The organism is Anoxybacillus sp., assembly GCF_036834105.1.
Taxonomy (GTDB): domain Bacteria; phylum Bacillota; class Bacilli; order Bacillales; family Anoxybacillaceae; genus Anoxybacillus.
Genome location: NZ_DAITON010000079.1, coordinates 1 through 10713, shown reverse-complemented (window position 1 = coordinate 10713; position 10713 = coordinate 1). Strand labels below are relative to the sequence as shown.

The 10713-nt window shown below is 40.8% G+C and carries 15 protein-coding genes; 14 read left to right on the top strand and 1 reads right to left on the bottom strand.

The genetic code is table 11. From position 1 onward, the window contains the following. The 14 genes from V7Z64_RS08820 to V7Z64_RS08755 form a co-directional block, all read left to right on the top strand. Positions 1-400, top strand: a 400-nt coding sequence (locus V7Z64_RS08820; RefSeq protein WP_334110108.1) for a flagellar basal body rod C-terminal domain-containing protein, incomplete at its 5' end; no start/stop codon positions are given. A gap of 11 nt (positions 401-411) precedes the next feature. Next, on the top strand, positions 412-1284 hold the full coding sequence (gene flgL / locus V7Z64_RS08815; RefSeq protein ID WP_021095721.1) for a flagellar hook-associated protein FlgL: 873 nt from the start codon (positions 412-414) through the stop codon (positions 1282-1284). Between the two features lie 14 nt (positions 1285-1298). After that, a complete protein-coding gene (locus V7Z64_RS08810; RefSeq protein WP_021095722.1) occupies positions 1299-1853 on the top strand; it encodes a DUF6470 family protein in 555 nt (184 codons plus the stop codon). 13 nt (positions 1854-1866) lie between these two features. After that, positions 1867-2304: a flagellar assembly protein FliW gene (gene fliW / locus V7Z64_RS08805; protein WP_021095723.1), complete on the top strand. Its 438-nt coding sequence runs from the start codon at positions 1867-1869 to the stop codon at positions 2302-2304. 12 nt (positions 2305-2316) lie between these two features. Beyond that, on the top strand, positions 2317-2565 hold the full coding sequence (gene csrA / locus V7Z64_RS08800) for a carbon storage regulator CsrA (protein WP_042894877.1): 249 nt from the start codon (positions 2317-2319) through the stop codon (positions 2563-2565). Next, the gene (locus V7Z64_RS08795) at positions 2555-2740 is read left to right on the top strand and encodes a hypothetical protein (RefSeq protein ID WP_009362420.1); all 186 of its coding nucleotides are present in this window, start codon (positions 2555-2557) and stop codon (positions 2738-2740) included. The genes csrA and V7Z64_RS08795 overlap by 11 nt, the downstream gene beginning before the upstream one ends. A gap of 138 nt (positions 2741-2878) precedes the next feature. Then, on the top strand, positions 2879-3724 hold the full coding sequence (locus V7Z64_RS08790) for a flagellin N-terminal helical domain-containing protein (protein ID WP_297989931.1): 846 nt from the start codon (positions 2879-2881) through the stop codon (positions 3722-3724). Between the two features lie 590 nt (positions 3725-4314). Then, positions 4315-5535 (top strand): flagellin lysine-N-methylase, encoded by a 1221-nt coding sequence (gene fliB / locus V7Z64_RS08785; RefSeq protein WP_055441497.1) that lies wholly within the window; start codon positions 4315-4317, stop codon positions 5533-5535. Positions 5536-5579: 44 nt separating this feature from the next. Further along, positions 5580-6650, top strand: coding sequence for a glycosyltransferase family 2 protein (locus V7Z64_RS08780; protein WP_240468856.1), 1071 nt, complete (start codon positions 5580-5582; stop codon positions 6648-6650). A 133-nt stretch (positions 6651-6783) separates the two neighbouring features. After that, positions 6784-7158: a flagellar protein FlaG gene (flaG, locus tag V7Z64_RS08775; protein WP_021093739.1), complete on the top strand. Its 375-nt coding sequence runs from the start codon at positions 6784-6786 to the stop codon at positions 7156-7158. A gap of 12 nt (positions 7159-7170) precedes the next feature. After that, positions 7171-8724, top strand: a complete 1554-nt coding sequence (locus V7Z64_RS08770) for a flagellar hook-associated protein 2 (protein WP_042894883.1) — start codon at positions 7171-7173, stop codon at positions 8722-8724. Between the two features lie 15 nt (positions 8725-8739). Beyond that, positions 8740-9132 carry a flagellar export chaperone FliS gene (fliS, locus tag V7Z64_RS08765; RefSeq protein WP_042535029.1) on the top strand — a complete coding sequence of 131 codons (393 nt, stop codon included), beginning with the start codon at positions 8740-8742 and terminating at the stop codon, positions 9130-9132. Further along, positions 9132-9482, top strand: a complete 351-nt coding sequence (locus V7Z64_RS08760) for a flagellar protein FliT (RefSeq protein ID WP_021093736.1) — start codon at positions 9132-9134, stop codon at positions 9480-9482. The genes fliS and V7Z64_RS08760 overlap by 1 nt, the downstream gene beginning before the upstream one ends. An 8-nt stretch (positions 9483-9490) precedes the next feature. After that, positions 9491-9880: a hypothetical protein gene (locus tag V7Z64_RS08755; protein WP_035062849.1), complete on the top strand. Its 390-nt coding sequence runs from the start codon at positions 9491-9493 to the stop codon at positions 9878-9880. Between the two features lie 65 nt (positions 9881-9945). Here the strand turns inward: V7Z64_RS08755 and V7Z64_RS08750 are convergent, their stop codons facing one another. Next, positions 9946-10641: an HD-GYP domain-containing protein gene (locus tag V7Z64_RS08750; RefSeq protein WP_297989949.1), complete on the bottom strand. Its 696-nt coding sequence runs from the start codon at positions 10639-10641 to the stop codon at positions 9946-9948. Positions 10642-10713 lie beyond the last annotated feature (72 nt).

Below are 10713 nucleotides of genomic sequence, written 5' to 3'. Positions count from 1 at the left end.
GTTAGATATCGCACAAATCATTAAAGATTCACTTGACAATATTGCCGCATCAGCATCAGGACAAATTGGTGACGGAAGCAATGCGCAAGCGTTAGCCGAAGTAAAAAACGGAATGATGAATATCGCAGGAAACACAACAACGATCCAAAACTTTTATGAAAGTTTAATCGGGCAAATGGCGGTGAATGCGCAAGAGGCGAAACGGTTATCGCAAAATAGCGAAGTGCTTCGCCAATCGGTTGATGAACGACGCATGGCAGTTAGCTCCGTATCGCTTGATGAAGAAATGATGAATATGATGAAATTTCAACATGCATATAACGCCTCCGCGCGCATGATTACAATGATCGATCAAATGCTAGATAAAATTATTAACAATATGGGGATTGTCGGAAGGTAGGTGAACAGTAAATGCGTGTAACACAAATGATGCTTGCGAATAATACGCTTCGTAACGTAAGTAAAAGTTACGATAAACTCGGTACGTATCAACAACAATTGGCGACAGGGAAAAAAATTCATCGCCCATCCGAAGATCCGGTCGTGGCGATGAAAGGGATGCATTATCGTACGAGCTTAACAGAAATCGAGCAGTTTCAACGCAACCTTTCTGAAGCGTACACGTGGATGGAAAATTCGGAATCAGCGTTAGGTCATACAACAAGTGTATTGCAACGCGCTCGTGAGCTTGTCGTACAAGCGAAAAACGGCACGCTCGGTCCAGAAGACCGTCAAGCGATCGCGCGGGAAATTGAGCAGTTGAAAAAAGACTTAGTACAAGTCGCCAACACGAAAGTAGCAGGGAAATATATTTTTAACGGCACAAAAATTGAACAAGCGCCTGTGACAGACGGCACCCCACCGACGGTTAACAACAACAACGATGATTTTATGGTCGAAGTCGCCAAGGGAGTAAAACTAAAAATTAACGTCACGCCTAATAATGTATTTAACCAAGGATTGTTTAATACGTTGCAGCAAATTGAAAACGAATTAGCCAATCCAACAGGGAATTTAGACAATTTGCTTTCTCAATTAGACGGACATATAAACGACGTCCTTGCCGAACGGGCAGAATTAGGGGCGCGCGTCAACCGTCTAGAACTTGTTGAACAACGTCTTTCTGAACAACAACTGATCGCGAAACGAATGATTTCAGATAACGAAGATGCGGACATTGAAAAAATTATTACCGAATTAAAGTCGCAAGAAAGCGTTCATCGCGCTGCGCTTTCTGTCGGTGCGCGCATCATTCAGCCGACGCTCGTTGATTTTTTACGTTAAGGGGATGAGTTGAAATGAAAATCCCGCAGCTAACGATGCAAGCGACATTTCCGCAATTATCGATCACGATTGAGCGCGGATATATGCATATGCGCCAACAACAAGCCGAGCTGTCGATTGAACAACCGAAACCGCAGCTGGAAATGAAAACGACGCCTCCGCGCTTAACGATCGATCAAACGGAAGCGCGTGCCGATGTCGATTTAAAACATATTTTTCGCCGCATTGAAGAAGCAGCGCAAGACGGTTATGCGAGCTGGTTATCATATTTAGAAACGACAGCGATGCAAGGCGATGAATTAATGCGCATTGAACAAGGTGGCGACGTGCTTGCGATGCAAGCGCAAGCGAACAGCGAGCGCCCACCTTTCGACTATAACGTTGGGCTAATTCCACGCCCATTTAGCGTAAAAATCGGCTTCGAACAAGGGCGCATCGAGATGAATTGGCAAACGTCAGGAGCGCGCATTCATATCGAACCGCGCCCTGTACAAATCGACTATAAACCGAACGTCGTGCATATCGATTTAGCACGTCATAACAACTTGCGCATCGATGTGAGCGTATAAATGAGGGATGAAGATGAACATCGAAACGAAATATCACGGAACGATCGAGCTGTCTGACATGGCGATCGTTTCATTTGAAAACGGGCTACCGGGTTTTGAACATGAAAAGCAGTTTGCATTGCTGCCGATTCATGACTCACCATTTACAATTTTACAATCGGTACAAAATAAAGACGTAGCGTTTGTCATGATCGAGCCGTTTTCTTATTTTCCAACGTACGAAGTTGAACTCGATGATGCGACGTGCGAACAACTAAACATTCAAGCAGAAAACGATGTCGCGCTATACGTCATTTTAACGGTCGCCGAACCGTTTACAAACACGACGGCAAACTTACAAGCACCTATCGTCATTAACGTCCACGAACGAATCGGCAAGCAAGTCATTTTAACAAATACACCGTATAAAACGAAACATCGCTTGTTTCCAGAAACGGTTGAAGCGAAATAAGGGGGCGAGAACATGCTTGTGTTAACGCGCAAATTAAAAGAAGCGATCCAAATTGGCGATGACATTGAAGTCGTCGTTCTCGCCATCGACGGCGATCAAGTGAAACTTGGCATTCGTGCACCGAAACATATTGACGTGCATCGAAAAGAAATATATCTCGCCATCCAACAAGAAAACAACGCAGCATCACTCGCCTCCATGACTTCGCTTCAACAGCTATCTCATCGATTAAAGAAAGGAGGGGAAGAAAATGAGCGTTAGCATCGGCGGTGTTCAAGTCCCTGGCGTCATCGCTCGCATCGTTCAAGACAACAAAGCGATCGCCGAACAAGCATTAAACGAAATCATTAATAAACATAAGGACGATCCTGCTCGCATCGTCAAAGAAATACAACAACCATCGCCGTTTTCACAATTTCTTGACATTAAAGTATAAAATTTTTTTCGCAACCTATTAAACTTTGAAAAAAACAACCGATAATAAACGTGAGGGCAAGAAAGAAGGGCGGCCGACTTCATTCTTGCTAGCTAAACCACATGGACGTGGGAAAACAAATTCAAGGAGGAATATGAAATGAGAATTAACCACAACATCGCGGCGTTAAATACGCATCGTCAATTAACAATCGGGCAAAGCGCTACAGCAAAAAACATGGAGAAATTGTCTTCTGGTCTTCGTATTAACCGTGCAGGCGACGACGCAGCAGGTCTTGCGATTTCTGAAAAAATGCGTAGCCAAATTCGCGGCTTAGAGCAAGCATCTCGAAACGCACAAGACGGTATCTCGTTAATTCAAACAGCTGAAGGCGGTTTACAAGAAGTACATGCTATTTTACAGCGTATGCGCGAGTTAGCTGTTCAATCTTCAAACGACACGAACGTTTCACAAGATCGGGAAGCTCTTCAAGATGAGTTTGAACAACTTGGAAAAGAGCTAGAAAGAATTAAAGATAAGACGACATTCAACACACAAGAATTGTTCCAAGGTGCTTCGGGAAGCAATGTAAACTCTAGTGGTAAGCTTGTGCTACAGGTGGGAGCCAATAAAGATGATACCATCGAACTAGATTTGACAACTAAGGGAATTGACTTGAGTGATATCGTTAGTGATGCTCAAGGTGAAGATATTAGTAGTCAAAGTGGAGCGGCCGGCGCTATTAGCAAGTTAGATGATTTGATTAAGACTGTTTCTGAAGGTCGTTCGTACTTAGGAGCAATGCAAAACCGCCTAGAGCATACGATTGCGAATCTTGACAATGCAGCAGAAAACTTAACAGCTGCGGAATCACGTATTCGCGACGTAGATATGGCGAAAGAAATGATGGAGTTTACGAAAAACAACATTCTTTCTCAAGCAGCACAAGCAATGTTGGCTCAATCCAATCAAATGCCACAAGGCGTATTGCAACTCCTTCGGTAATTTGATTGGAAGGGCGTCTTAGCTGGAAACGGCTAAGAGGATGACTGGGTGAATTGCTGGGAAGCCCTAAAGCTTTCCTTGCCACAACGAAGCTGGAAACGGCAGGCGTGACGGCGTGAAAAAAGGAAAGATGGAACAATGGGCAATCAGCAGCCAAGCTCCTGTGAGGAAACTCTGGAGAAGGTTCAACGACTAGGACATACCACCTAAGGCGAGGGCTATGGTGATGAAGTCTGTAGGGAAATTCCCGAAGTGCCCAGCCCTTCGCTAGCCAAATGGCTAGAAAGGTGAAGAGATAGTCTACACAACGATCGAAAGACGTTGCGGCATGGCAAGCCAACCAACAACCACAAGGAGTATTACAATTGCTCCGTTAATAAAGCAAAAAGAGACCTTAGGTTTGCTAAGGTCTCTTTTTCTATTTGATAGACGTAGTCGAAAATCGCCATCACTTACCGTAATAATCGTAATTTATTTTTTTACACGTTCCCCTTTGTTCAGAAGAGCAATAAATACTTTATGTTTTTGCTTTTTTGCCGATATTATGAGTAGAAGTCAATTTCTTAATACGTCTGTTAGGAGTGTTTCATGTGAACAAAAAGCGAACGGCAAAAATGTTAGTTCCGCAGTATATGCATTCGTTTCGATGTATTGGTGGGGAATGTGAGGATACGTGTTGCGTAGGTTGGAATGTATGGATTGATCGAGACACATATAAAAAATATAAAAAGACAACTCATCGTTTGTTTGCTGAAAATGAACAAGTGATCAAAAGAAATAAAAATAACACATCAAAATTTGATTATGCAAACATTCGAATGAACGAGAGTGGTGCATGCCCATTTCTCTCAGAAGAGAAGCTTTGTCGTATACATGAAGAGTTGGGAGAGGACTTTTTATGCTCCACATGTGCCATTTATCCACGCACATTTAATTTAGTTAACGATGTAGTGGAGAAAAGTGGTACATTATCTTGTCCGGAAATTGCACGATTGGTGTTGCTAAATCCAAATGGAATTGAGTTCGATGAAATAGAAGGAGAAGTAGAAAAAAAAGCTGCTTATCACTCTGCACTTCATTTAAATAATGAAAAAGGGGTAAGAAAATATTTTTGGCCGATTCGTGTCCTATGTATTCAAATTTTACAAGATAGAAGACTTTCTTTGGAGGAACGTCTCATCGTATTAGGAATGTTTTTGAAAAAAATTAGTGAAAACAAGGATCATATTGACGTTATGTTTGAACAAATTTGTCAATATACTTATCAAATGTTGGATGACTTATTCGTCAAACAGCATATAGCTACCCTTCCTAAAAAGCTAGGTATTCAACTTTCTATTTGTCAACAGCTTATCGAAATTAGAAAAAAGATGGGGCTTCAAAACAATAAATATGTACAATATTTAGAACAAATGATTCAAGGATTTGGTGGCAGTGATAACATTGAGCGAATGGCAGAGTGTTATGAAGAGGGGATTACGAAGTATTATGAGCCATTTATGAAAGAAAAAGGCTATATGTTAGAAAACTATTTGGTCAATTACGTGTTTAAAAATTTATTTCCAATTGACAAAGAAGATGTATTTGATAGTTATGTCATGATTGTTGTTCATTATACGTTAATTAGGTTACATTTGATTGGAATTGCTCGTTTCCATCGAGGGCTCAATGAGCAATTGGTGGTGATGTTGATTCAATCCTTTTCTAAAACAATTGAACACAATAAGCAATATTTAAAGACAGTATTAGATATACTGCGTGCAAATGATATAAATAGTATGAGCTTCATGACTGTACTTATAAATAGTTGATCTCATATTTTTCGGAAACGAAAACAGTTCAATGAGGTGAAATATTGAAAACATTAGCTCTAGTGATGATTGTAAAAAATGAAGAAAAACATTTAGCCCGCTGCTTACAAAGCGTTCAACATATCGTTGATGATGTTATTATTGTTGATACAGGCTCTACTGATGGGACAAAAGATATCGCTTGTTCATTTGGTGCAAACGTGTTTCATTTTGAATGGGTAAATGATTTTTCAGCAGCACGCAACTATGCGCTTATGCAATCGACGTGTGATTGGAATCTCGTGTTAGATGCAGATGAGTATATTGTAAATGACTGTAAACATATCATTCGACATTTTATTGAAACGAATGAGAGAACGATTGGGCGAATTAAGCGAATAGATGAATTTGTGCAAAATGGGGAGAAAAGATATGCACAGAGTTACTTATCGCGCCTTCTCCCTAAAGGTGTCACATATGTTGGGAAAATTCACGAACAAGTCGATTCACCTTTTCCGCGCAAAAATGTTGATGTGGAAGTGTATCATGATGGATATGTTTACACAAATAAAACGGAACGCAATTTACAGCTACTGTTGGAAGAACTAAGTCAACATCCGACAGATGATTATGTTTTATACCAAGTTGGTAAACAATATAAGTTATTGATGCAATTCAACGTTGCGGAAAAATATTTTGAGGAAAGTTATCGCCTTGTACCGCTTGGGGCATGGTATCGTCATAGTTTAGTCATTGATTATTTATATACATTGATCGCGAATCGTTCGTTCGAAAAAGGATTACAGGTCATTGCACAGGAACAAAAAAGGCTACATGATTCCCCTGATTTTCATTTCGTATGCGGGTTATTTTATATGGATGCGATGTTTTACAATATGGAGCGATACGCGTATGTATTTTCGTCCATCGAGCGATCTTTCATTCGCTGTTTAGAAATTGGTGAGACGGATAAATACGATCGTGTCCGCGGAACAGGTAGCTTTTTAGCGGCTTATAACCTTGGCGTTTTTTACGAAGTGACAGGACAAATGGGGAAAGCGATCCATTTTTACAAACAATCAGCACACGAAGGATATGAAAAGGCGAGTGAGCGATTAAAGGTATTGAGACAGTAGTAACCATGTTGATGGATTTTTAGTGTATTTAGCCTCTCTAACGAACGAGAGGTTTTTTCTTTTCCCCCTTCAAATTTCCCTTCTTCCATCCGATATAAACAGTAGGAACGTATATGCAAAGGAGCGAACGGTGATGATTGAACGAATTTCTTCTTCTCTTTCTTCCACATATATGTATGAAAAAACGGTGAGCGAAAAAACGACAGAACGCCCAGCAGAACAACCGAAACAAGAGCAAACCACTTTACAACAACTAAACGCAAAACAAGAAGAAGATCGTATTTCAAAAGAAAAACTTGAAGAAATCGTCAAGGGAATGAACGAATTTTTACAACCGAGCCATACGTCGTTAAAGTTTAACGTGCATGAAGATTTAAAAGAGTATTACGTCCAGCTTATTGATGAACGAACGAAAGAAGTCGTGCGCGAAATTCCACCGAAAAAGCTGTTAGATATGTATGCAGCGATGATGAAATTTGTCGGTTTAATTGTTGATCGAAAAATTTAGGAGGTGACACATATGAGCATGATGCGTATAGGTGGATTGGCAAGCGGTATGGACATCGACAAAATCGTTGGCGATTTAATGAAAGTGGAGCGTGCGCCAATTGATAAATTAAAACAAAAAAAGCAATTACTTGAGTGGCAACGCGATGCATATCGCGATATGAATCGTTTACTAGACGCATTAGATAAACATATTTTCGACGGCGTGATGCGCCAAAGCACGTTTTTGCAGAAAAAAGTGACGAGTTCGAATGAAAACGTTGTGACAGCAACTGGGACTCCGTCTGCTGCGAACCAAACGGTAGAAATTAGCAATATTACACAACTTGCGACAGCGGCAAGATGGACGTCTCAAAATACGATTAATATAAGTGCGAATGACCAGTTGAGCACATTATTTTTAGGTACAGAGGTAATGCCAACTTCTTTACAGTTTAAAGTAAAAAATCCAGGTAGCAGTGTTGAAGAAACGGTTACTATCTCACTTGACCCAAGTAAGGAAACATTGAGTACGTTGATTTCAAAATTGAATCAAGATACTAAATTAGGCGTTCGTGCGTTTTATGATGATTTTACACAGAAAATGGTCATTACTAAAAATCAAACGGGCAGTGGATCTTCTATTGAAGTTACAAGTGGTGCGGAGCTTTTCACTAAATTAGGATTTAACCTAGATATACAGGTTGATGCAAGCGATCCATTAAATGTAATCACGAAAACGTTTTTACAACAAGACGCGGGAACAGGTCAAAACGCCAAATTTACAATTAACGGTCTTCAAACAGAACGCACATCGAACACATTTACAATTAACGGCATGACATATACATTGAAAAATACGCATGCAGGCACGGTGACGATTACATCTTCAACAAACACCGATGCGATTTTTAATTCGATTAAATCATTCGTTGATAAATATAATGAAACGATCGATGAAATCAATAAGAAGCTAAAAGAAACGCGTTATCGCGATTATCAGCCGCTTACAGATGAACAGCGCGAGAAGTTGACGGAAAAGCAGGCGGAAAAGTGGGAGGAAAAAGCGAAAAGCGGCATTTTGCGCGGTGATTCGATTTTGTCAAACGCCCTCTCTAGCATGCGCCAAGCACTTTATCGAAAAGTGGATGGAGTGGCGGACGGATTTTCTCAACTTGCACAAATTGGCATTACAACGACGCCAAACTATTTAGAAGGCGGAAAGTTAATTATTGACGAAGCGAAACTAAGACAAAAAATTGAAGAAAATCCAGATGCGATTTATCGTCTATTTAGCAACAACGGTGAAGGAAATGCGAAAGGGATTGTCCGCCAACTTCGCGATGAAATTAAAAAGACGATCAAAAGTATTGAAGATAAAGCAGGAAATACGTTAAAAGCTACGAATCAGTATATCATTGGAAAAAGTATTATTGACATTGATACGCGCATTAGTGCGGCCGAAGATCGGCTAAAACGAGTAGAAGATCGCTACTGGAAGCAGTTTTCCGCGATGGAAAAAGCAGTGCAACGTGCAAACTCGCAAAGTATGTATCTCATGAATGCCTTTGGCGGTGGAGCACAATAATTAGGAGGTTGAAAGATGAACCCATATCAATCATATCAAACAAATGCGGTGCAAACAGCGTCACCGGGGGAATTGACGCTTATGCTTTATAACGGTTGCCTAAAGTTTATTGCGCAAGCGAAGAAAGCGATCGAAGAGAAAGATATTGAAGCGCGCAATACAAATTTATTAAAAGCGCAAAAAATTATTCAAGAGTTGATGGTGACGCTCAATATGGAATATGAAGTAGCCAAATCGATGATGACGATGTATGACTATATGTATCGTCGTTTAGTTGAAGCAAATATTAAAAGCGACATCGCGATTTTAGAAGAAGTTGAAGGATATGTCAAAGAGTTCCGTGATACGTGGAAGCAAGTGATTCAACTAAATCGTCAACGTCAATACGCGCAAGGCGGTCACGTGTAATGAGCGTTGTTTCGGAGCTTTTGGGCATAACAAAGGCAATGGTTGAATTGCTTCGCGAGCCGATTGAAAAAGAAAAACGTGATGCGGTGATTGAACAAATCGAGGAAATGCTTGAGAAGCGGGAACAGCTTCTCAAGCAACTGCCTGCAACGTTAACGGAAGAAGAAAAGAAAATGGGGAAACAGTTGCTTGCGTTAGATCGTGAGACAAACAATCTTCTTCGGCAATTTAAACAACAAATCCAGCAAGACTTAAAGCAAATTAAACAAACAAGAGAAGCGGTCGATCGTTATGACGACTTGTACGATTCGTTAGCGAGCGACGGCATGTTTTACGATAAAAGAAGGTAGGTATCATGATGACTCAGTTAACTCCAGAACAATTGACGGTCGTTCGTCACTATGCAGCGCTATTGGACACAATTGAAGAAGGATTTCATTACGTAATTGAAAGTTTTTCCAATTATGGGCGTACGCAAGGGGATGTTGTGCTTGCGGATATTTTTACAGCGTTCGGTCAAATTGAACAGACAAATGAGCGATCGCTTGCACATTTTTTCGCTGATGATGTCGCACTATTGAATGAGCTACAACGATTTTCCGCCGTCGTAGAAGAGGCGTGGAAATTAGACGGAAAACTACACGATCCAAACGCAAAGAAGCAAATTGTTGAAAAATATGTAGCGCCAGCGTTTGAAGCGTGGAAAGTAAGCATGATGCAACATCTTCGTCCATATGTTGAACAATAAGAAGAGGAGGGCAGACAGCTCTCCTCTTTGTCATATATTAACATATTCACAAAAACGGGTGCTGTTTAAAATGCTTCTACAATGGTGACGTTTACTTCTTTTCGCAAGTCGATTTCAAATGGTGATTTTAGCGTTTCACCGTTTGGGTTTTGTAAAATACGAACGACAGGACGAAGCGGATATTCTGGGAAAATGTTTGAGACGACGCCTCGGTATCCTGTGTTGAGTACAATGTTTGTGCCAAGCGGGTAAATGGCGACGTATTTTAAAAACGTTTTAATGAGCTCGTAATCAAACAGCGTGTTGCCAGCTGCGCATAAATATTCGGCCGCTTCGTGTGGCGAATGTTGTTGGCGATGATCGCGCGGTGAAGTGAGCGCATCGAACACGTCTGCGATCGCAATAATGCGCGCGAATTCGTGAATGTATTTGCCGGCTGCTTTGTGCGGGTAACCGCTCCCGTCAAAACGTTCATGATGTTGTAAGGCACAGTAAGCGGAAGATGGTGAAATATTATTTTGCTTTTTCAATAGTTCAAATCCAAATTCCGTATGATGTGATATAATTCGGCGTTCCTCAGGGCTAAGAGGCCCTTTTTTCGCCCAAAGTGCACTCGGAATTTGCGTCATGTCGATATCAAATAAAAGCGCCCCAACACCTAAATCGAGCAATTGTTGCGAGGAATAACCTTTCGCTAATCCGATGACACCTGCGATCGTTGCGACGTTGACCGAGTGATGAAAAAAATATCCCTTTGAAATAACAAGGTCGGATAAGTTAATGACTGTAGATGAGCAAATTTACTAACATAAATTTACAACCAAACAAAAAAA